Source organism: Alkalibacterium olivapovliticus (assembly GCF_003003275.1).
Classification (GTDB): domain Bacteria; phylum Bacillota; class Bacilli; order Lactobacillales; family Carnobacteriaceae_A; genus Alkalibacterium; species Alkalibacterium olivapovliticum.
The window spans coordinates 13,358-34,149 of sequence record NZ_PVTO01000022.1; the positions used below are offsets into that span (position 1 = coordinate 13,358).

Annotated in this window: 24 protein-coding genes; 4 read left to right on the forward strand and 20 right to left on the reverse strand. The window is 40.5% G+C overall.

Going from position 1 to position 20,792, the window contains the following annotated elements:
* Positions 1 to 101: 101 nt before the first annotated feature.
* The 19 genes from CLV38_RS10050 to CLV38_RS10135 form a co-directional block, all read right to left on the reverse strand.
* On the reverse strand, positions 102 to 872 hold the full coding sequence (locus CLV38_RS10050; RefSeq protein WP_106195018.1) for a GNAT family N-acetyltransferase: 771 nt from the start codon (positions 870 to 872) through the stop codon (positions 102 to 104).
* A gap of 42 nt (positions 873 to 914) precedes the next feature.
* Positions 915 to 1,571: a GNAT family N-acetyltransferase gene (locus tag CLV38_RS10055; RefSeq protein WP_106195021.1), complete on the reverse strand. Its 657-nt coding sequence runs from the start codon at positions 1,569 to 1,571 to the stop codon at positions 915 to 917.
* Positions 1,572 to 1,619: 48 nt separating this feature from the next.
* Positions 1,620 to 1,787, reverse strand: a complete 168-nt coding sequence (locus CLV38_RS13765) for a hypothetical protein (protein ID WP_170068877.1) — start codon at positions 1,785 to 1,787, stop codon at positions 1,620 to 1,622.
* Between the two features lie 284 nt (positions 1,788 to 2,071).
* Positions 2,072 to 2,596, reverse strand: a complete 525-nt coding sequence (locus CLV38_RS10060; RefSeq protein ID WP_106195024.1) for an RDD family protein — start codon at positions 2,594 to 2,596, stop codon at positions 2,072 to 2,074.
* 128 nt (positions 2,597 to 2,724) lie between these two features.
* The gene (locus tag CLV38_RS10065; protein ID WP_106195029.1) at positions 2,725 to 3,120 is read right to left on the reverse strand and encodes a hypothetical protein; all 396 of its coding nucleotides are present in this window, start codon (positions 3,118 to 3,120) and stop codon (positions 2,725 to 2,727) included.
* Between the two features lie 107 nt (positions 3,121 to 3,227).
* Positions 3,228 to 3,527 carry a hypothetical protein gene (locus CLV38_RS10070; RefSeq protein ID WP_106195032.1) on the reverse strand — a complete coding sequence of 100 codons (300 nt, stop codon included), beginning with the start codon at positions 3,525 to 3,527 and terminating at the stop codon, positions 3,228 to 3,230.
* Between the two features lie 86 nt (positions 3,528 to 3,613).
* Complete coding sequence (locus CLV38_RS10075; protein ID WP_106195035.1) at positions 3,614 to 5,086, reverse strand: flotillin family protein; 1,473 nt, start codon at positions 5,084 to 5,086, stop codon at positions 3,614 to 3,616.
* A gap of 23 nt (positions 5,087 to 5,109) precedes the next feature.
* Complete coding sequence (locus CLV38_RS10080) at positions 5,110 to 5,688, reverse strand: hypothetical protein (RefSeq protein ID WP_245920580.1); 579 nt, start codon at positions 5,686 to 5,688, stop codon at positions 5,110 to 5,112.
* Between the two features lie 218 nt (positions 5,689 to 5,906).
* Positions 5,907 to 6,383 (reverse strand): site-2 protease family protein, encoded by a 477-nt coding sequence (locus tag CLV38_RS10085; RefSeq protein WP_106195041.1) that lies wholly within the window; start codon positions 6,381 to 6,383, stop codon positions 5,907 to 5,909.
* An 11-nt stretch (positions 6,384 to 6,394) separates the two neighbouring features.
* Complete coding sequence (locus CLV38_RS10090) at positions 6,395 to 6,955, reverse strand: hypothetical protein (protein ID WP_106195044.1); 561 nt, start codon at positions 6,953 to 6,955, stop codon at positions 6,395 to 6,397.
* A 45-nt stretch (positions 6,956 to 7,000) separates the two neighbouring features.
* Positions 7,001 to 8,173 (reverse strand): hypothetical protein, encoded by a 1,173-nt coding sequence (locus tag CLV38_RS10095; protein ID WP_106195047.1) that lies wholly within the window; start codon positions 8,171 to 8,173, stop codon positions 7,001 to 7,003.
* Between the two features lie 13 nt (positions 8,174 to 8,186).
* Positions 8,187 to 9,086, reverse strand: a complete 900-nt coding sequence (locus CLV38_RS10100) for an ABC transporter ATP-binding protein (protein ID WP_170068878.1) — start codon at positions 9,084 to 9,086, stop codon at positions 8,187 to 8,189.
* 10 nt (positions 9,087 to 9,096) lie between these two features.
* On the reverse strand, positions 9,097 to 10,263 hold the full coding sequence (locus CLV38_RS10105; RefSeq protein WP_106195053.1) for a hypothetical protein: 1,167 nt from the start codon (positions 10,261 to 10,263) through the stop codon (positions 9,097 to 9,099).
* 297 nt (positions 10,264 to 10,560) lie between these two features.
* Entirely contained in the window at positions 10,561 to 11,208 is a 648-nt protein-coding gene (locus CLV38_RS10110; protein ID WP_106195056.1) for an acetate uptake transporter, read from the reverse strand.
* Between the two features lie 236 nt (positions 11,209 to 11,444).
* Positions 11,445 to 12,827: an alanine/glycine:cation symporter family protein gene (locus CLV38_RS10115; protein ID WP_245920579.1), complete on the reverse strand. Its 1,383-nt coding sequence runs from the start codon at positions 12,825 to 12,827 to the stop codon at positions 11,445 to 11,447.
* A gap of 285 nt (positions 12,828 to 13,112) precedes the next feature.
* Entirely contained in the window at positions 13,113 to 13,670 is a 558-nt protein-coding gene (locus CLV38_RS10120; protein ID WP_106195059.1) for an NADPH-dependent FMN reductase, read from the reverse strand.
* Between the two features lie 28 nt (positions 13,671 to 13,698).
* Positions 13,699 to 14,637: a ring-cleaving dioxygenase gene (locus tag CLV38_RS10125; RefSeq protein ID WP_106195062.1), complete on the reverse strand. Its 939-nt coding sequence runs from the start codon at positions 14,635 to 14,637 to the stop codon at positions 13,699 to 13,701.
* Between the two features lie 59 nt (positions 14,638 to 14,696).
* Complete coding sequence (locus CLV38_RS10130) at positions 14,697 to 15,134, reverse strand: MarR family winged helix-turn-helix transcriptional regulator (RefSeq protein WP_106195065.1); 438 nt, start codon at positions 15,132 to 15,134, stop codon at positions 14,697 to 14,699.
* Between the two features lie 179 nt (positions 15,135 to 15,313).
* Positions 15,314 to 16,207, reverse strand: a complete 894-nt coding sequence (locus CLV38_RS10135) for a LysR family transcriptional regulator (protein ID WP_106195067.1) — start codon at positions 16,205 to 16,207, stop codon at positions 15,314 to 15,316.
* A 219-nt stretch (positions 16,208 to 16,426) separates the two neighbouring features.
* Between CLV38_RS10135 and CLV38_RS10140 the strand changes: the two genes are divergently transcribed.
* The 3 genes from CLV38_RS10140 to CLV38_RS10150 all read left to right on the forward strand — a co-directional run bounded on the left by CLV38_RS10140 (position 16,427) and on the right by CLV38_RS10150 (position 18,718).
* Positions 16,427 to 16,834: a CidA/LrgA family protein gene (locus CLV38_RS10140; RefSeq protein ID WP_106195070.1), complete on the forward strand. Its 408-nt coding sequence runs from the start codon at positions 16,427 to 16,429 to the stop codon at positions 16,832 to 16,834.
* Positions 16,827 to 17,531, forward strand: a complete 705-nt coding sequence (locus CLV38_RS10145) for an LrgB family protein (protein WP_106195072.1) — start codon at positions 16,827 to 16,829, stop codon at positions 17,529 to 17,531. Before CLV38_RS10140 ends, CLV38_RS10145 begins: the two co-directional genes overlap by 8 nt.
* Before the next feature lie 74 nt (positions 17,532 to 17,605).
* Positions 17,606 to 18,718 (forward strand): alpha-hydroxy-acid oxidizing protein, encoded by a 1,113-nt coding sequence (locus CLV38_RS10150; protein WP_106195075.1) that lies wholly within the window; start codon positions 17,606 to 17,608, stop codon positions 18,716 to 18,718.
* 574 nt (positions 18,719 to 19,292) lie between these two features.
* On the opposite strand, the gene CLV38_RS10155 is transcribed toward CLV38_RS10150, so the two are convergent.
* Positions 19,293 to 19,844: a hypothetical protein gene (locus CLV38_RS10155; protein ID WP_106195078.1), complete on the reverse strand. Its 552-nt coding sequence runs from the start codon at positions 19,842 to 19,844 to the stop codon at positions 19,293 to 19,295.
* 101 nt (positions 19,845 to 19,945) lie between these two features.
* Here CLV38_RS10155 and CLV38_RS10160 point away from each other — a divergent pair, with 101 nt between their 5' ends.
* The gene (locus tag CLV38_RS10160) at positions 19,946 to 20,746 is read left to right on the forward strand and encodes a MerR family transcriptional regulator (RefSeq protein WP_170068879.1); all 801 of its coding nucleotides are present in this window, start codon (positions 19,946 to 19,948) and stop codon (positions 20,744 to 20,746) included.
* Positions 20,747 to 20,792 lie beyond the last annotated feature (46 nt).

The window sequence follows — 20,792 nt, forward strand, 5'->3', positions numbered from 1 at the left end:
ATCTCCACTTTCTTCGATAATTTTTTTCTACTTTCTATATTGATTTATAACTTCTGAGTTCATATTTTTTGAATCAGTTACTTAATTTCGACTTATGATATTCATCGATTTGATACGGAATAGGTATCATAAGCTTCTTTCATCACATACCCCAAACGTTCAGCCAACTTTACGGACTCGCTGTTTGCTGCGTCCCAGTTTGGATAGATATCATTATCCAGACAGTCTAGTATCAGCGCAGCTGAGGTAATCGCCGCTAATCCTTTTCTTCTATAGTCTGGATGTGTGCCTACTTCTATTTCAATGCCTTGATTGTAGATACTAAAACTGGAGGCGGCACTAACGACTATACCATTATGTATAACTGCATATCCCATTCCCCTTTTAAGATAGTCTTCAACTGAATCAAAATTTCCAGTGAAATCTTCAGAAAGAGAATGAAGGGATGGCATCTTAATAACCGTTTCATCGATTTTTTGTAACGTGAACTCATCGGGCAAATCAGCTATCAGACTTTTCAAGTGTTGAAGGTCAAAGTCTCTGCCATTATTGTAGAATCTGAATCTTGAGAATTTTTCAAAGGCTCCTGCGTGAACCTCTTCGAGTCTTCTCTTCCATCCGTCTGCTTCGACAATGATCAGGACATCCTCTGGTAGATTCCGTAAAAGCTCTTCAGCGGCAGGTGAATCATGGTCTCCTGCATAGAATGTGAAGACACTGACAGTTACCTGTGCAGCAGTCGGGTGAGTTAAATCATCTACCCACGCTTCACCCATGTGTCCTTCGAAATAAGAACGGAGCAGTGTATCATCGAATTGCTCAAAAAATGGTTCGATTAAACTCTTTGCATGCGAATCAGCTTTAATAATCATATATTCCTTCTTTCGTTTCACATTAGATTAAATCTGTACTTTTTACTTTTTAGATTCATACTCTTTTATATACGTTGTCTCCTTGTACACCGTCTCAACATCAAATAAGTCTATATTTTCTTTTTGAGAAACGATATAAGTACCTTCTCTTAGGTAGTAAGGCAGTTCTTTCTTTGTTTGGCTGTCTGTAAATTTAAGCCGCTTATTTTCAGCATCAAACCCAAATCTGAAATCTGGTAGATCTTTAGGTGTGCCCACTACCAGATAATCAGTTGACACTATTTCAGCTCCCCATTTCTTGTACAAATAATTAGCCGCATCTCCGTCTCTAGTGAAAATAGCCAATGCGTTGACACCTTGATCATGTAACCGCTGTTCAGCTTCTTTAAATAACTTGGAGGCTATTCCTTTATTTTGATGATCCGGATGAACAGCCAGGTTACTAAAATATGCAACTTTGTCTGCCGGGTGATAGGTATACTGCTCACTTATATCCTTTGTGTACACCCCAATATCAAGCAGTCCAATGATCTTCCCCTCTTCAACTGCGACTAATTCAATAGTCGACTGGTATATGTCTTCGTCAAACGTATCTTTCTCGCGACTCATATCGTCGAAAAATGGAGAGAATAGATAACTAAGGGCTTTTGTATATACCCATTCTTTTTCATCTTTTGGTTCGTAGTTTCTTATCATCATACAATCGTCTCCTCATTTTTTACCGTCATTTCCCTATTATTAAAGCTATTACTTGTTAACTTTTCGAATCGATCCATTTTCTTTTTCCAACAAAGATTCCAGGAATTTATCTAATCTTCCTACATCTTTTAAATTTTCAGGAAAGTCTATTTCAATTATTACTCTCTCCCCTGAAGCTATTTCTTCTCCAGTTTCAGTATCATAGAATGTTTTCATCTTATATCCTCCCTCAGATAAATGGTTTTATTCCTATAGATTAGACCCAACATAGTCTAAATAATTATTCAAACACTTTACTTCTATATGACCGCTTATGTCATTTGATACACAGATCCAGCGCCATCTTCTGAAAAGGATTCGTTTGAATCATCTCCGTGGACCGTGGACCTCCTGATTCATTTGAACGATTATAGAGCCAATGGCTAAAAGCTTACAAAAAACATGTGAAAAACCCCAAATTATTATAATCTTGGGGTTTCGCTACACCTATTAGCTTAGCTCTACCGTTTGACGACCTGTGAACCTGCAATAAAATCTGCCAGGTGTCTGCTGTCTTTTCTAAAGAATGCCATTACAATATAACTGACTGCTAAAGATAAGGACAGAACTAAACAGATTAGTGGGAACAAAGAGTCATACCCGTTATATATTCCGTAAATGGTGCTCATATGACCCAGCTGCCAGGGAAGAAACTTCAATCCGTTTCTGATCAGACTTCCTTTCACAGGATGAGATTTATACGTTACCACTAGTTGTTTCTTTTTCTTGCCCCATGAGGCATAAGACCCTCTTCCTTCCATTATGGAAAAGATGATAATAATCGGAAGAATAGTTGTGAAAGCCGAAATCAGCTGCGACTGTAACTGAGACAACTCCGGAATACCTCCAAGAATAACGATATATATAATCATCATAACTACAAACAGTACGAATAAATACAGACAGATAAAGAGCCAATCAAACAGAAGTGCTTTTAATCTAATGGTGACTCCTACAGGCTTCTGTTGTATATTTTTTTTACCCATCTCTACTCCTTCTCCCTTTTCCATGCATCTATTACTATCTGACGATCAAACATTCCGTTTGTTCATACTTTTTTATGTGATATAAATAAGATAATTCAATGGGTTCTTCCCTCTTACATATGATTTTTTTATTCAATAAGCCAGTAGTCTATGACGTATTTACTATGTGGCAAGTAGCTTAGTCTATATCGCTTCCCTTCTTCAGGTTTAAACTGCCAGGGGTTTCTTCTATATTCAGTCCCCTCTATAGTAAACCCATTATCTCCTCCAGGAAAATAAACCGTTTCGATTACCCCTTCAGTCGTTACAGTATCCTCCCTTAATGCATTGGGAAGGTCTCTAAACAGAGGAAACGCACTATTGTGAAAAGAAATGATTAGAAATGTCATGAGTGTAATAAGGTATACCCACCATTTTTTCTTTTCCTGTCCCCTTAAAAGTCTTAAAAGTAATCTTCCCGTTACTGGGACAATCACTAGTATAAACAGGCATATAAATGCTAGTGTTCCATAATAATAACCCACCCGGAAACGACTCCTCTAAATATAGCGTTTTTTCATTCTCTCACTATTAGACCTTCTCGAAATTGTTCATTCATATTATCAGCCTTACTTTAATCTAATTAGCGTTATTAACCAAGTCCTATAATGATGATAAAAGATACCCACATAAATCCGGTTATCAGCAAAAATCCAGATAATACGTAACCTATCATATAAACGGTATTTATTTGAATTTTTCTAATTGCCATTATTAAAAACACCATTCCTAAGAACCACACTGAATAGGTTATAAGAACACCAACCCAGAACCAAAATAAACCTTGTCCCCAATAAGCCATTCTTTGAAATAACATACTAAACAAGTAAACATTAACGACACTCAGAAGAGATAGTGGTAGATAATGCTCCTCTTTTAAACGTTTAATCATTTTTAAGTCCACCTCATTTCTGATACTAACCATAAGCAAAAATACCCGCCACGGCGTGACGGGTATGATGCTGCTTGTCTAAGCTGTTACTCGCTTGGTGTTTCTGATGGAGCAGCCTCTTTATTTACTGAATCTTTTAAGGTACTGTTTAAATCTCTTACTTGTCCCCCAACATTTTTTGTGCCGGCATAGGATTCAATCAAGCTCTTGAGGTCTAATCCGACAGCATCTTTGAAGGCTTCCTGTGAAGACGCCAATGTGTTCAAGGCGGTATTTGTCAGAGATGATGCCCCTTGACCGTTACCACTGTCAACGATAGTTATTTTGTCGATATTACCCAATGGTTCAGACACGGCACGAATCATTTCAGGATACGCTTCGATCATCAAAGTAGCGATGGCTTCTTGTCCGTATTCTTTCAAGGCTTTAGCCAGAGCGGTTTTACTTTCAGCTTCTGCTTTACCGATTTCACGGATACTTTCAGCTTTCGCCTTACCGTTCAATTCGATTTCTTTCGCACGTGCTTGAGATTCCGCGATGGCTTTAGATTTATTTGCTTCAGATTCTTGTTCAATAGCATAACGTTCAGCCTCAGCTTTTTTACGAACAGAAGCGTCATATTCACGTTCGATTCTGATGGTTTCTTTTTCTTGTAATTCAATTTGTTTTTCACGCTCGATGATTTGAGAGTTCCCTTGTTCGATAATAACTTGCTTTTTGAGTTTCGCTTTTTCTAACTCATACGCACTCTCAGCTTGTGCTGTCGCCACATTTTCTTGTCTTTTATATTCTGCGACACGTAAGCTTTTTTCTTTCTCTGATTCTGCTGTTTCTGTCTGGCGCTGCAATTCAGCTTTTTTCGATTGCTGTTCAGCTAAGGCACGTTCAATACGTGTTTCTTTGTCGGCTCTGGCTGATTGAATGTCAGCGTCACGTCTAACTTCGGCAATACGTCCTTGACCAAGAGAGTCCAGATAGCCGTTTTTATCAGTTACTTCTTTCAAAGTAAAGGAAACGATCGTTAAGCCCATTTTAGCCAGATCGACTGAAGCGACCTTTTGTACATCCTGGCTGAAGCGATCTCTGTTTTGGTAAATTTCTTCAACGGTCAATGAGCCTAAAATCGAACGCAGATGACCTTCTAATACTTCGCGCGCTTCGTTTTCCAGGTCTTCAGTGGCTTTGCCTAAGTACTGTTCGGCAGCGGTCGCGATATCTTCAGTGGTTGATCCGACTTTAATAATGACTGTTCCGTCAGCTGTAACCGGTACACCTTCTTTAGTATAGACATCCGGCGTACTGACTTTCAATTTAGAAGACAATAGTGATAATGTTTTAGCTGATTGAATAACTGGCAGGATGAACGAGCCACCCCCACTGACAATTTTCATTTTGTTGTTTGTATGTGGATCTGTGTAGACATTTTTGTTCCCGAGTGCCGTTCCGCTGATAATGAGTGCAATATCCGGTGAGGCAATGCGGTAACGACTAACCAGCAAAATGATAATGAGGAGCGCGATGGTAATGATTCCGATGAGTCCAAAAAGATATGTATCCATGAATGAGTTCCTGCTTTCGTTTTCTATTTTTTTTGTTTGGCATTCCACGTTGGATCTTGCTTGTTTGTTGCCTGAATTGAATTGGTATACGGTATGACGTACAAAATAGAATCTTTGACATCCATGATCAAGACATTCGTTCCTTGTTCGATAAACGCAATAGTCTCATTACCGCTTTCGTAAATCTTTGCCATTTTATTGATTTTTGTAAAGCCTGTGTAGACAAGCACTTCACCCACACCGTCAGCTGTGATTGAAATCGACACCGTCCCTTCTTTTCCTTCGAGTTGCCTTATTGACGTGGCACTTGAGTTTTCTGAACGGCTTCGAAAAGGGATAATGACGAAGATGTTAAGTAGGACAACACCTGTCACAACCGTTATGACGACAAGCATAAATAGTCCGACTGAGAGATAGTTGTCGCCTGGCATGCCTTCATTGATCATAAAGCCAATAAAGACAGATATCATTAAACTGACGAATAGGTCACTAATATCAAAAAAACCGATAGAGATAATGTCCCGCAGGGGTAACGTGAGCAAGGCTAGGATCAGACAGCTTACAAAAGCGAGTTGCATGTATGTTTGGTTGGATAAGATCACATTAATCAAATAAGGTTCACCCCCTTTCTGTTTATTTCTCACCATGCATCCCAATCAGTTATAATCGGAGCATTTAAAATTAATTTTATTCGTTTTTTAACTAGCCAAAGTAAATCCAACGTAAATGTAATCTAATCCTGAAAAAATTTATAACAGAGGATCCTTTATATAGAAACAAGAAAATAAAAGGCTTCCAGATTAGCCACTTACTCAACTTCCTACTCGATTGACCTGCTCTTCTTTATTTCTTTAATTAAGTTTACTATCTGCAATCCATCGCTTTTCACCCCATTAGAATAGTTGACTGGCAGCATGGTGATAAACACCATATAGGCAGTTGAAATGTTAAATTGAATCAGTTCCTGTAACGAGTACCGTGAAAAAGCTAGGTTTACAGCTGCACAGATTAGCAGAAGAAATATATTTCCTCCTGAAAAGACAAACAGCCTGTTCCAAGAAGTCCTGTCATAGTCAGAGTATACTTTTCCAGTAGGAATGAATACCCATCTATTGATTTTTAAAACATAAAAATCAAACCATTTTTCACCTTCACCAAAATGTATTTCCTGTATGGTTCCTTTTATCAGTTTTGTAGCAACCACATGTCCAAGCTCGTGTATAATCAAAACTAAATAATACATAAGAAAAAACATAACATTCAAGTTAACGGATATATCGTTTAGTGTCCAAGTCATTTTGACCTCCTCTAGTCAGAACTTTCGACTTCTTCCGTAGCTTCATCACGCCACTGTTCTTTCAGTTCTTCGGGAACATAATAAGAAGGCATCAGCATTTCTCCACTGTCGTCCCTCAGTCGTCTGACAGAGTCTTGGAACATGTGGAGTTTGAACGTGTATTCCTCTGCAGTCACGGTATACGTCCCGTCTTCAAACTCTATATCGTCTACTACCAGAGATTCCTGGATTTCATCCCATGAGATATATCCATCTTCCCCTTCTTCATATAATTCTACATCTAACTGAATCTGATCCCCTTCTTCATAAAAATAATAGAAGAACGGCATATTGGCTACCCTAAGCCCGGAAGTAATACTTAAAACCACATCTGTTAACTCATCCGGATCCCCACTAAAGGTGATTTCACCAAATTCCGAGCTATACTCTTCTCTTTTTTCCTCTACGCGCCTGTCGATTTCTGCCCATTGGTCACGTGATTCTCTGATTTCTTCATACGCATTCTGAGGCCCACTTCTTGCGCATCCAGACGCAGGTAGTCCCATCAGAACGACTAGTCCTATATATTTCATTACAGTACCCTCCCTAAAAATTAATTGATCTAGATTGATTAATTTTCAGATTCTCCTGAACACTCTAAACCGGGTGGTCAGATAAATCAGAATCTCAATGACAAGGATGGTAATGCCCAGAGAGATAACTCCATTCATAAAATGAATATCCCCGGAATTATATAAAAAGTTGTGATAGCCCATCATAACAGATCCGACAGACAAAAATGTAGGCGGCAGCAATCCAATGTTACTGAAAAACCCGATTCCCCTGGAATAATAAAGCGATTCAGCAAACAAGACCGATACACCTGCGACTAAATTAAACAGTTCCTGTTTAATCAGTATACTGAACCATAAAATTAATCGTACAAGCCCCAACCCGCTCATCACCAGCAAGACAATTGCCTGTAGAAGCCAGCTTCCTATAGAGATTCGCTCAAATTCCCCACCATAAATGGTAAATTCGAAAACAGGAATGGGAATAGAAAACGAGCCGAGCCCATATCTTGGACCGATAGTGATTAAGAGCGCAATAAATCCGGTAAGCAGTATGAGTATAAATCCGATCATGACGACAAGTGTTTTGATCCACAATACCTTCCCGAAAGACAATGGCTTACTGTTAAATACTGTCGTGTGTCCTTTGTCCCTGGTGTATATATCTATTGTAAGCAGCACGAGCAGGATAAGCAGGATAACAGGTAAATTGTCCTGCAGGAGCCGCTGGATGGTTTGCAGGACCGTTCGTTCTTCCACTAATGAAGGGGTGATGTCTTCTAACCCTTCCTCCCAGTAGCCGGTATATCTCACATTTGTATAGCCCCTCCAAAAAGCAGCTGCTTGTCCAGGGTAAGGTTCATTTATGTCAAAAAAGCGGGGATCGACAGAATAGCCATAACGTGCCAGATGGATTTCATTATTCACCTGCTGTGTAGACTGGAAATAGGTTTCCCAATCCTCCTCTATCAGCGCCTCCCGTTGTATTTCACTTTGCTCAATGATATTATAGGCACTTTCTACTGTATACGGGCGCTCCGGATAGATTTCAAGCAGGTACTGCTGATCATCAATGCGTTCGGAAATAGTATCTTCGTCAGCAAAGGAATAAAGTGGCTGGAAATCAGGAGCAATCACTAGTCCGTAATACACAGCCGCAATTAGAAAAATAATAAAAATCAGGCGGTTTTTGATGTTTCGTGTGAAAAGCAGCCATTCAAATGTAAACTGTGCGACCATGATTGTCTCCTTCTCATTTATTGTTATAAAGTTCGCTGTACCACTCGCTTGACCCAATTTCGCCAATAGTGGTATCTCTATAGCCTTTTTTATAGAGAAAACTGACCCAGTCTCCGACCTGATCAGGCTGCATCCCATTTAAGGGAATACATAACAGCCTATGAGACATATATCTGCTTCCTTCTGGAAAAGGTTTTTCAGTTTTTAACTGTTCAATAGCATGGGAAGGAACGGTAACTTTGATATAAGAATCGCACTCTTGTGACTCATGCACAGATTCCAGTACCACTCGTCCATCTTTTAGAAACAGCACTCTGTCAGAATAGAGATCCAGATTATTAAGTAAATGAGAGGCAATCATAATTATTTTCCCACGCTCTTTCAAATTGATCAGTTCAGCTGTCAGTAAATCGACATTATCCGGATCCAATCCGTTCATGACCTCATCCATAAGCATTACCTCTGTATCGGCCGCCAGCATCATCGCAAAGCAAAGCCTTTGGCGCATACCTAAAGAATACGTTTTGACGGGATTTTTTACATAGTGGGTCATGTGAAGTCGCTCTATGATCTGCTCCACTTCTCTGGTTGTCTGCTGCCATAATCGACCATAATAGTTTATGTGTTCAAGACCCGTGAGTTCCTGGTAAAGATCATCGATTTCCGGAAGAAAAGACAAGTGCCTCCGCATTTGAATTTCTTTTCTCTTCGAAGAATAATCCATCTTTTGTTTGTAAGTGATCTTCCCCTCATCAGGCTTTAAAAAGTTCATAACAATATTAAGTAAAGTTGTTTTTCCAGTTCCATTGGGTGCGACCAGACCAACGATTTCTCCCCCTCTGATTGTCAGATTGATATCATCGAGAACCGTGTGATCTCCAAAGGATTGACTGACGCCTTTTATCTCTAACATTTTTTCCTCCTTAACCTGAGTACCTTGCCAGATTTCTCGAGTCATTATCGTTATCTATACTAACTAGTTGTCCATAAAGATAAATGATTGCTGCAAAGACAGCACTCCATAAAAGTAACACTACAATGCCATATCCGTATGCCATTTGTGACTGTCCTGTCAGATAAGCAGATTCACCTGACAGCACACTGGACACCTGATAGTAGTGTAGGGGGATCCATCTCCATAAGGGATTTTCAACCTGCACTAGAAAAGGTATGACAAACAGTATCAGACCAGAAAATAAAGTAGCATACATATTTTTGGTCAGTGTATTGAGCAGCGCACTTAGTGTACTGACATGCATGGCCAAAACCAGTATGTAGAAACCGTACCTTAGGGTATAGGATGAAAGCGGCACAGCCCTGTACTGATTGGTTTGATACATGACCATAGGATAATCTAAGGGCCCTGCCCCAGATATTACCCCAATGATTCCTGTAAACGATACAGTTAGAAGAACCATAGTCACAAAACATGCAATTGTATAAATCATGACTTTACTAGCCGTTTTTTGTTCGTACGATAAGGGGTAGCCCTCAACCATCGATTTGTGAACCCGGTCAGTACTGAGGATGCTGCAGGTGAACAGCAGCAGAAAGACAAACGAAGATACACCAAAAGAATCAAAAAAAGTAATGAGAAAGCCCGCTGCATGTTCCCTATTTCTAAGCAATGGAAAGGACTCTTCATCCATGTAAGCCAAAAAAGCCTGATTAGTTTCCGCCTGATGCAAGGAAGGGACGATCACTCTCAACTCATCATCCAAATTGTCCAGACCATTAGAATTATGCATGTCTATTTGAAGTTGCGCTAAATCCAAGCCTGAATCGACAAACCAGCTGTCTTCCTCAAATCGGATAGCGACATCCTGACTGGCTACCAGCTGCTGCTGATCATAAAGTTTTCCATACAGTTCTGACTGTTCAGGATTATCTCCTATGTTCTCAGATATAGTACTGATGGCGATCCGGTTAAGATTCATTTGTCTGTATTGGGTATGCTCGATATTGCCAGTATCTCTAAAAAATATAAAAAACCCGATGATCAGCAAAAATGTGGATAACATCAAGAACATAAGTTTATTTTTGGGATTTTTTATAAATAGATTTAATTCATAGAGTATGTAGGCCTTCATTATGCTCCTCCTTGATAATCAAGTTCATTGATTCGTTATTTATGCAAGTTGTCCAGGAATTTTCATTATTAGAGCCTTTTAAATTTAAGATGGCATTGATTATTAAGTTAATAGAATTAACGATTAATCGTATGTTAATGATTAAAATACAACAAGTTAATATTAATCATTAATATATCATTAATAAATTGTTATTGTAATAACTGTTCGAAAATTAATCACATTTTTGCACAAAAAAAGAAGCATGTATGTCTTATACAAGCTTCTCTTAATATTAAAAATTATTTTGATCAAGTCTTATCCTTCATTATATACAAAAGATTTATCTCTGCTTTTTTCTTTGTTAGATGCTTTGTCGGCACTGTATTCTCCGATTGGAAGAATGGTTTTGCCGTAGACTTCATTTAAGACCTGAGCCATAGCTGCGTACATAGCTGATAAGCCGCAGAAGATTCCTTCATATCCTGCAATAGTTAAAATCAGTGCAGAACCTGTGAAGTTACCAACAGCTAACAGGAAAAACAATATTGTTAATGAGCCGAATACTACCTGCAAGGCTCTGTTGATGCGTAAAGTCCCTACGAACATGAATAGTGTAAACAGTCCCCACATGAACAGGAAAGCTGCCATTGATAATGCATTAGGTGCTTCGCCTAGTCCCATAAGAGGTAACATGTTCAAACCAACCAGCGAGAGCCAGAAGAAGCCATAAGACGTAAAGGCTGTCGTTCCGAAAGTATTGTTTTTCTTGAATTCCATTATTCCCGCGATAACTTGAGCTGATCCACCGAAGAAAATCCCCATTGCTAAAATCATTGCATCGAGTCCGAAGAAACCAGCATTATGAATATTCAAAAGGACTGTTGTCATCCCAAAAGCTATCAATCCAAGGGGAGCTGGATTAGCTGTTATTTCTTTATATGATATTACTTGTTCTTTTTCCAAATTTAACACTCCTAATTAATCTCTCTAGCGCACAAGAGAAAAGTATACAGAGGATAGAAGGCATATGCAACAGTCTTTTAGTATTATTTTAATGTTAACGTTCTCTTTAAGAGTTAAATTGGAATTCACTAATTTTGAACCGTTTACATGAGAAAAACAGTTTGTTATCTCTTTTTGAAACCAAAAAAAGAGGATCTCCTGTAAAGAGATCCCCGTTAAGATAATTCTATTTGGCTTTACTTTTCCTTCTGATAAATCCCATCTTTTCCAAAGTAATTCTTTGTCAGTCTGACAACGACTGGACTTAGAATCAATAGTCCGATCAAGTTGGGAATAGCCATCAATCCATTCAGCGTATCAGCTAATGCCCAAATCGCACGAAGTCCTCCGACTGCTCCCACTACGATTAGTGGAATGAACAGTAAGCGATAAAAAATGATCGATTTTGGTCCAAACAGGTATTCCATACATCGCTCACCATAATAGGACCAGCCCAGAAGTGTTGAGAAGGCAAAGAAAACTAATCCAAAGGTGACGATATATCCACCAAAAGCCATGCCTTCATCAAAGGCAACGGTCGTTAATGCAGCTCCATCAAGACCCGTGTCCCATGCGCCTGTCATAACAATGACTAAAGCTGTGATCGTACATAAAACGAGTGTGTCTGCGAACACTTCAAATATTCCCCATAGTCCTTGACGTACCGGGTGATCTGTAGTGGCTGCAGCATGGGCAATGGGTGCACTCCCAAGACCCGCTTCATTTGTGAAAACTCCTCTGGCGATACCGAACCGAATTGCCATGGTAAAGGTCGATCCTACAAATCCACCGACTGCGGCTGTTCCTGTGAACGCATTACGGAAAATGATTCCGAATGCGGCCGGTACCAGCTCGATATTGAGGATGATGATCGCCATTCCCCCAACAATATAAACGGCTGCCATGAAAGGAACCAGATATGATGTGACTTTTCCGATTTTTTTAATGCCGCCAAGTGTCACCAGTCCAACGGCAACAGCGAGCACGACACCTGTTATCCACGGTTCAATATTAAAGGTCGTTTCCAGCGAATCTGCGACTGAATTCGACTGCACCATGTTCCCGATCCCAAAGGTTGCCGTGGTGCCAAAAACAGCGAATAATATAGCCAGCCACTTCTTATTGGCTCCTTTATCCAGATAATACATCGGTCCTCCAACATAACGGCCGTCTTCTGTTTTTTCACGGTATTCAATAGATAACACGACTTCCGCGTATTTAGTCGCCATTCCAACGAGTGCAGCAAGCCACATCCAAAATACAGCTCCTGGCCCTCCAATGGCAATTGCTGTTCCGACTCCGGCAATATTTCCTGTCCCGACTGCGGCAGCTAAAGCCGTTGATACTGCTTCAAAAGCAGAGACTTCTCCTTCTCCAACCTGTTCTTTAGAAAACATTTTGAAGAATGTCTGTTTCATCGTATAACCGAATTTTGCAAATGACAGGAAATTAGTCTTAACTGTTAAATATAATCCTGTTCCAACAATCAATATCAGGAGCGGCCATCCCCATACTAGTTCATTCACCACATCATTGATTGCCATAAATTGTTCCATAAAACTGTCTAAAAACGAACGCATATAGTCTCCCCTTAACGATTCTCATTATAATCTAATAATACTATACCGTGCTAAAACAGGGAGTTACAAGGGTAAATTTGAAACTTAAGTCTCCCATCTAGCTCTTTATAAGTATCCGAACTAGCTCATGGATTCGTAAGCGTTTAATAGTCTAATTATTTTTTCATATTTATTTTTCCTCAATAAAGACTGTTCTTGTCTTAGCCCTCTAAGGTTATTTACACACCAAAAACCACTGCCCCAGAACAAATTGTTTACAGGCAGTGGTTTTCTGACTTTATTATTCTATTCGCTGATACGTAGAGGTCTCAAGGCAGTCCCCCATTGAATGACCTGATCCAGCATGCCATTGACATTGACTAGATGCAGTTCAGCTGGTTTAAAGGTCGTGAAGTTCTCAAAATCAGTGAATAAAGAAAAGGTCGGGTGTATGCGTACATCGGCTATCTTAAGTTCCGCTAAGACTCCACGGAGGTGTTCAGCTGCCCGTGCCCCACCAGTTGATCCATAGCTGACGATCCCGGCGGCCTTGTCATGCCATGCTTCCCGCAGGTGGTCGATCGCATTTTTCAGAGCTCCCGTCATGCTGTGATTATATTCTTGAGCGATAAACACAAATCCGTCCAGCTCATTGATTTTGTCATTCCAGGCAACGATTCCCGGATCCGTTCCGTCGGTCGTGCCGACGAAAGGTAAGTTATACTCTGAAATGTCCACGATTTCATACCGAGCATCTCCACGTTCGTCTGCTACCGTTTTGATCCATTCGCCTACCTGAGGACTGACTCGTCCATCTCGTGTACTGCCTAAAATAATTCCTATTTTTAATTGAGTATTTGTCATCATTCATTCTCCTGTTCTATTTATTATATTAGTCTATTGGGGTTAACTGATATTCAATTTCATCACGTCTGTGTTCCAGAAACGGAGGCAACGCAAGTGTTTCACCTAAATGATCTGGGTCCTGATCTGCTGTAAAGCCTGGGCCGTCTGTTGCCACTTCAAATAAAATGCCATTTGATTCACGGAAATACAGGCTCTGGAAGTAATAACGGTCAACGACCCCCGATGTACTGAATCTGTTCTCACTCGCCACATTATTCCAGTGTTCAAGCTCCGATGCATCCTCAACTCTTATAGCCAAGTGATGGACACTTCCTCTGCCTGGTTTTTCGTCCGGTCCATCCAGTTGCTTGACCAGAATCTCCCCAAAGCTGTCTTTCTTTTCCGTCTGAAATAGACTCATCTCATGATCAGTGTAGACTTGTGTGTAATGAAGGAGTTCAGTCAGTGTCTTCTTGAAATCATCACTGTCTCGTACGGTTATTTCGATTGGTCCCATTGCGAGTATCTGATGCTCTAAAGGCACGTCAGACTGCTCGTAACTCTCCCATTTCTCTGGTCTTTCACCTTCTGAAGCCAGCAGCACAAGTTGAAGCCCATCAGAATCCTCAAACTTCAAAGCCTGTCTGTTTGCATAAGTCGTCAGGCTGCCATGATAGACACCCTTCTCTTCAAATCGTGTTTTCCAGTAATATAAACTCTCTTCCGTTGGTACCATCAACCCGATACGAGTGATGGCGTTAGTGCCTTTATGGGTCCGTCCAATACTGGGCATTTCAAAAAATGTCAGTCCCGTTCCCGGACTCCCTGTTTTATCTCCATAAAACAAGTGATACATTGAGGGGTCATCCTGATTCACTGTCTTTTTAACACGACGCAGCCCCAGAACCTCTGTATAAAAACGATTAGTTTCTTTTGCATTTTTCACCAGCATGGAGCTGTGGTGGTGGCCTAATATAGTTGACATTTAATAGCCTCCTTCAATTCTTTCGATTGATTAGTCAAGTGATACAATAAAAAAATTCATTAATTATTTAACTGCTTTTCTGTTTGTTTTTGTACTTTAGTCATTAGACGGTAAAGTGATTTTTGTTCTTCTTTCGATAAACAGGATTCAATCAGCGAGGTTTGAAATTGTAATTGGTGTTCAAACACTTCGTCAAGTTTGGTTCTACCCTTTTCAGTAAGGCTGATCCATTTTACCTTCCACTCTATGCTGCGCGCAATGTATCCTTCCCGTTCCAGTCGACTGAGCATTCGGGAGATTCCACCGGCAGAGATTGTCACTCTTTCAGCCAGTTCGCTTTGCGAGATCGGCTGGTATGTCCCAATCTGATTCAACACGTCGAATTGGGCGGCTGTAATATCATATTGTTTTAAAAAGTCATTTGATAATACCGTACTTTGATGGGTGAAACGTATCATGCGTACCCAAATGAGTGAGGCTAATGTATTTTTCTTCAAAGCAACCATCCCTTTCACTATTATCACTTTACATGTAAAGCGATGGAAATGCAAGTCTTTTATTTTATTTTTTATTTAATGGTTAACTGCCATTCTTGACACGATAAAACAGAAGAACTGTCTGAATAAAGGGACAGTTCTTCCTATAATCGCACATAAAATACCCAGTAAACCGTTTTTCAGTCTGAACCGAACTTGTCCTGCACCGCTTTGATCAGAGAGTGGTTAAACTGTTTTTGAAAGGGGGTAATATCGACCCGGTCGTTAATAATAAGACTAATGTAGAATTTCGGCGGGTTTTTGAGAGGAATTTTGACCAGACCTCTTCTATCTGAAACAAGCAGATCAATCATAAGCCCAGCCGTCATCCCAGAAGCAATCATTGAATTAGCTGTCTGAATTTCGTTGGTGTAATGAATACCTGATACATCTATCGCATGATCATCTGCCCATTTCTCAAATATCCGTTGATGTGTATACCCTTTTGCCAGTGTCACAAAACTGGTTCTTTCAAGCATGGCTGGCTTAACTTGCTTGTATTTAGCCAATGGATGTTGAGGTGATACCCACACATGCATATCTCTTTCAGCAATTGGGATTTGGATCAGCCATTTCTCACTCACATGAGGCACGTCGCTCCCAACAATAGCCGCTGAAACCTGACCGGATTTGACTAATTCCAACATAGCATCTGAACTTTCTTCTTCTATAAAGCGAAGGGCTCCAATGTAAGCGGTTAGTTCCGTGAACAGTTCCGGCAGAAAGTGACCCCCGATCGTCGGTAAGAAACCGAGATACACATCTTTCGTTTCGCTATTATGAATATCTTTTTTAGTCTGATCGACCAATTTTAATATATCAATGGCATTTTTATATAATAATTCTCCCGATTTAGTCAATTCAACACTTTTTGACGAACGATCACGAGTGATCAATCTTGTGTTAAATTCACTTTCCAGACGTTTTAGTGCAATTGAAATAGACGGCTGAGAAATATAAAAAGCTTCAGCTGTTTCTGTAAAACTGCGTGTCTCTGCAAGTTGTTTAAAATAAACCAGATCCTGTAATTTCATAGTGCCTCTATTCTCCTAACTAGTGAGTAAAATCACAACATTTGAGCTTATAAATATCATTTATAATACCATAAACAATCTGTATTTCATAACTTGGAAGCGGTTGCTATAGTTATAGACATGAAGTAGCCGCTTACATTTATACGTGCTAGATAGTTGTCCCATCTAAATGTAGTGTCGACTCAATCAATACGTAATTAAAGAAAGAGAGGATATAAAATGAACATAATCAAACAGTTATCCTGGATATTCCTGTTCTCCTTTTTAGGAGAAGTCATCTCCTATTTCAGTCCAGTTGCTGTCCCCGGCAGCGTGATCGGTATGGTGCTGCTTTTTCTGGCACTGCAGTTCAACTGGGTCAAGATGGAACAGGTCGAAGAAGTCGGTGAATGGTTGACTAGTAATATGGCTATCCTATTCATTCCAGCTGGTGTCGGCTTGATGACGAACTTTGGTATCATCAGTTCAGTCTGGTGGCAACTACTGCTCGTAATCTTTATTTCAACGACACTCATGATCGGACTGGTCGGTCTGATCGTGCAGTTCATTATTCAAAGATCCAAGGTTGGCCGTAAAGCGCCTGGTCTATCCACCATTGAATTGAAAGGAGAGCGTATCAGTGATTAGAGAATTAACCAGTAGTCCATTTTTTGGAATCGTTTTATCGGTAGCTCTATATCTTTTAGGGCAGAAGCTTCACCGGAAATGGCCGATACCTATTTTTACTCCCCTTGTATTTGCCATAGTCATGACGATTGTCCTGCTCCTTCTAATGGATATATCTTACGAGACCTACTTTATTGGAGGGCAGTACATCAACATATGGGTCACACCCGCAACGGTAGCACTAGCGATCAAGCTTAAGAAGAATATCGAACACCTACGTGCGAACGTAGTAGCTATATTGTCGGGTATCGGCATTGGCGTGGTCTTTCATACGCTTCTGATCGTAGCCTTGAGTCTGATTTTCCAATTTAACGAAGAACTGGCAGCTACGCTTTTTCCTAAATCAGTCACCACCGCCATTGCATTAGGCGTGTCTGAATCACTAGGCGGAATTGCGTCACTCACTGTAGCCGTTGTCGTCTTCACTGGTGTCTTAGGCGCTGTAGTTGGACCATCGATTTTCAAATGGTTGAAGATTACTGATCCAGTTGCACAAGGCGTTGCGATGGGCTCTGGTTCTCACGCTATGGGTACTACAAAAGCAATTGAAATGGGTGAAGTGCAGGGTGCTATGTCCGGACTCTCAATTGTCCTGACAGGGATCGCAGTCGTCATTCTGGCACCATTTGGCTTGTTTCTCATACAGCTTCTCTTTTAACCGATTCACTTTTTGAGCTTATCTAAACTTGCGTTCGACTAACATAAAAAAACTAAACTAATGGAGGAATTACAATGCAACAAACTAAAACTATGGACTACAATGCACCATCTGAAGTAAAGGAAATCGAAGTCGTCAATACTCTTGAGCTCGAAGAAAGAGCAGGTCAAATCGTTCCGCACGGTGGCTTTCACTATATGTCGGGTGGATCCGGTGATGAGTTCACCTTACGAAAAAATATCGAATCGTTCAATTACAAAGGCATCCTACCACGCGTGCTGGCCGACGTCGAACACCCGGATTCCTCTACGTCAATACTTGGCCACGACATCAGAGCACCGTTCATAATGGCTCCTATCGCTGCCCATGGACTGGCTCATCAGAGTAAAGAAGCCGGAACAGCCAGAGGAGTAGCTGAATTTGGAACCATCATGTCCATCAGCGCATACTCCGGTGCGAAATTTGAAGAAATCGAAGAAGGCTTAAATGGATCGCCACGCTGGTTCCAGATCTATATGAGTAAAGACGATGAAATCAACAAAGCGATTGTTGACGAGGCAAAAGCAGACGGTGCTACAGCTATCATCCTGACTGCAGATTCGACACTTTCCGGTAATCGTGAAAAAGACATCCGCAACAAGTTTGTTTACCCGTTCGGTATGCCGATCGTGTCACGTTACCTGACTGGTACCGGCGAAAAAATGTCGTTAAATAACATCTATGCTCAATCAAAACAAAAAATCAGTCCGCAAGATGTGACTTTCCTGTCTGACTATTCTGGTCTGCCTATTTTTGTCAAAGGCATTCAGGCACCAGAAGATGCGATCATTGCAATCGAAGCAGGGGCGTCCGGCATCTGGGTATCCAATCATGGAGGCCGTCAACTTGATGGTGCGCCGGGTTCATTCGAAACATTAGAAGTAATTGCCGAAGCCGTACAAGGTCGCGTACCAATCGTATTTGATTCCGGTATCCGCCGCGGTGAACACATCTTTAAAGCTCTTGCAAGTGGCGCTGATGTTGTTGCTATTGGACGCCCGGCCCTTTATGGTCTTGCACTGGGTGGATGGAAAGGTGTCAAGAGCGTCTTCGATTACTTCGACAAAGATTTGAAACGAGTCATGCAGCTGGCTGGCACACAGACCGTCGAGGATATCAAAAACACAACATTATTCAAAAATAATTAATTTAGACTAAAAGCTGGCATAGTCCTATCCAGCAGAAAGCACGCTCCTCAATTTAACGGGTGATTAACCTGTTGAATGGGAAGCGTGCTTTTTTATTCGAGAATTTTTAACTGAATAGGTGAGATTTTTGTTAAAAATCTCTTCTGTCCTTTCAGTTGTCTCTGTTCATTAGGGTTTGAGGTTTTGAGCAGCTGATTGTTTTCTTTGAGACTAGTTCATTTCTCAAAGGTTAGTAAACTAGTCACTATAGTGGTTTTGTGACTAGTTAATCAGTTGTGGCATAGAGAAGTGGTCACAAAACGGGTTTGGTGACTAGTTTATTCTATATAGCCTCACCAACTGGTCTCAATAGTCTTTTTAGAACCAGTTCTCGCTTCATATTGTCAGCAACTAGTCTCAATAACTATTTTGAGACTAGTTCTTCAGCCATTGTCACACCAACTAGTCTCAATAGCACTTTTGAGACTAGTTAAGAAACTACTTTCAATTAAACTAGCTCCAAACGCATATTTTCAGGATGTTATTATGTCCTCTGCTGCCAGTTGACACTATAGAGATACAATCGATCCGTCTTTTACATGACTAAACGTTCTTTCAAGTTTCGCATGTACTTCATTCCCATTGTCCAAAGGATATAGTCTTTTAGTCGGGAAGAAATATAATCATCTATGACCTGCTTGATTTTCCATTCCACAAAATCGTATTCCGGAAGAAAGATATCTGACGTTGGAAGCCCAACATCATAGTTTAACAAGACTTCATTAATGCGTTGTTTCGTATTTTTCCGCTCTCTTTCCTCACCGTAACAGACCACCAAAGCGCTCTTATTCAGCAGTTCAGCGGACATGCTTTGGAAAAACTCACAGTAATCATCCGGCACATCACCCGAAAATGTAGGCACTACAAATATAAACCCGTCCTTCTCATCAAGCTTACGGCGTCCCTCATCAGTTAACTCTTCGTCTCTTTCCCCCGCCTTTGTATACTCTACTGTTCTCATGAGTTCAAACTCTGTTCCTCGTGCTCTGCGTCCTGCCTTTTTAAAATAGGGATAGACTTTCCTGGCAATTGACATACTTTCTTTTTCTTTCCCTCTATCGAGCAAGACGATGCCAATCTTTAGCATTTCTTATTCTCCTCTCGTATCCTCACTGATCTGATCAGAACTATTGACTACTCTTAGTATAAAGTATACAGTAACTGTAAAGTCAAGGAAGGAAGATGAAGATGAAGACTAAACGGTTTCTTAAAACGTCTGAGCTCGCTGCTCTAGTATCCATCAACAAGCGGACACTTCATTATTATGATGATATAGGACTGTTTTCCCCTGAGCGGAGAGAGTCAAACGGGTACAGGTATTACGCCCTTTCACAGATCATGGACCTGAGCATCATCTTATCTCTCAGAGAGCTGGATATGCCTTTAAGTGATATCAAAGCCATCCTCACAGGCAGCTTCAACGATTATACGCTGTCTCTAAAAAATAAAAAACAAGAAGTCGACACTAAGATTATTGAACTGCACAATATTAGAGATATCATCTCTCGAAAACTCGCCTATATCGAAACGGCTGAGCGGTCTCATATGACCATCAATGATATTTTCCTCGAGAACAGTTACCTTATTCTCAGTGAGCCTATAAAAGATCAGTCTTTATTAAATCTAATTGATAAAGCACATAAACTTGTTGACGAGCAGAGCAGCTATACTCTTCCAAATAACGAATACGGGTCAATGATCCACACCGATAAGAAAATCGAGGACCCGCTCAGTGAAGAGTATGACTTCCTATATACTGATGCACCTGTATCAGATGAAAGTGGGCACCTTAAACCTGCTGGCCGGTATTTGAGCCTGGTCTATCAGGGAACAGAAGAGTCTCTTTTTCTTCCATATGAAAAACTGCTGCAGTATAGCAGGGAGAATGGGTTACAGTTGGAGGGGTTCTTCTACGAAAAAGTCCTTCTGGATTCGATTCAAAAAAATCAGGACAATACCGTTATCGAAATACAGGTGAAAGTAAAGTGACTTATAACCCCTTAGTTTTACTCCGATCGACAAAAACCACCGAACC

What these genes read in the sequence shown, in the direction of transcription:
- CLV38_RS10050 (WP_106195018.1), bottom strand. Translation starts at nt 872, where the DNA reads ATGATTATTAAAGCTGATTCGCATGCAAAGAGTTTAATCGAACCATTT.
- CLV38_RS10055 (WP_106195021.1), bottom strand. Translation starts at nt 1,571, where the DNA reads ATGATGATAAGAAACTACGAACCAAAAGATGAAAAAGAATGGGTATAT.
- CLV38_RS13765 (WP_170068877.1), bottom strand. Translation starts at nt 1,787, where the DNA reads ATGAAAACATTCTATGATACTGAAACTGGAGAAGAAATAGCTTCAGGG.
- CLV38_RS10060 (WP_106195024.1), bottom strand. Translation starts at nt 2,596, where the DNA reads ATGGGTAAAAAAAATATACAACAGAAGCCTGTAGGAGTCACCATTAGA.
- CLV38_RS10070 (WP_106195032.1), bottom strand. Translation starts at nt 3,527, where the DNA reads ATGATTAAACGTTTAAAAGAGGAGCATTATCTACCACTATCTCTTCTG.
- CLV38_RS10075 (WP_106195035.1), bottom strand. Translation starts at nt 5,086, where the DNA reads ATGGATACATATCTTTTTGGACTCATCGGAATCATTACCATCGCGCTC.
- CLV38_RS10085 (WP_106195041.1), bottom strand. Translation starts at nt 6,383, where the DNA reads ATGACTTGGACACTAAACGATATATCCGTTAACTTGAATGTTATGTTT.
- CLV38_RS10090 (WP_106195044.1), bottom strand. Translation starts at nt 6,955, where the DNA reads ATGAAATATATAGGACTAGTCGTTCTGATGGGACTACCTGCGTCTGGA.
- CLV38_RS10095 (WP_106195047.1), bottom strand. Translation starts at nt 8,173, where the DNA reads ATGGTCGCACAGTTTACATTTGAATGGCTGCTTTTCACACGAAACATC.
- CLV38_RS10100 (WP_170068878.1), bottom strand. Translation starts at nt 9,086, where the DNA reads ATGTTAGAGATAAAAGGCGTCAGTCAATCCTTTGGAGATCACACGGTT.
- CLV38_RS10105 (WP_106195053.1), bottom strand. Translation starts at nt 10,263, where the DNA reads ATGAAGGCCTACATACTCTATGAATTAAATCTATTTATAAAAAATCCC.
- CLV38_RS10115 (WP_245920579.1), bottom strand. Translation starts at nt 12,827, where the DNA reads ATGCGTTCGTTTTTAGACAGTTTTATGGAACAATTTATGGCAATCAAT.
- CLV38_RS10120 (WP_106195059.1), bottom strand. Translation starts at nt 13,670, where the DNA reads ATGACAAATACTCAATTAAAAATAGGAATTATTTTAGGCAGTACACGA.
- CLV38_RS10125 (WP_106195062.1), bottom strand. Translation starts at nt 14,637, where the DNA reads ATGTCAACTATATTAGGCCACCACCACAGCTCCATGCTGGTGAAAAAT.
- CLV38_RS10135 (WP_106195067.1), bottom strand. Translation starts at nt 16,207, where the DNA reads ATGAAATTACAGGATCTGGTTTATTTTAAACAACTTGCAGAGACACGC.
- CLV38_RS10140 (WP_106195070.1), top strand. Translation starts at nt 16,427, where the DNA reads ATGAACATAATCAAACAGTTATCCTGGATATTCCTGTTCTCCTTTTTA.
- CLV38_RS10150 (WP_106195075.1), top strand. Translation starts at nt 17,606, where the DNA reads ATGCAACAAACTAAAACTATGGACTACAATGCACCATCTGAAGTAAAG.
- CLV38_RS10155 (WP_106195078.1), bottom strand. Translation starts at nt 19,844, where the DNA reads ATGCTAAAGATTGGCATCGTCTTGCTCGATAGAGGGAAAGAAAAAGAA.
- CLV38_RS10160 (WP_170068879.1), top strand. Translation starts at nt 19,946, where the DNA reads ATGAAGACTAAACGGTTTCTTAAAACGTCTGAGCTCGCTGCTCTAGTA.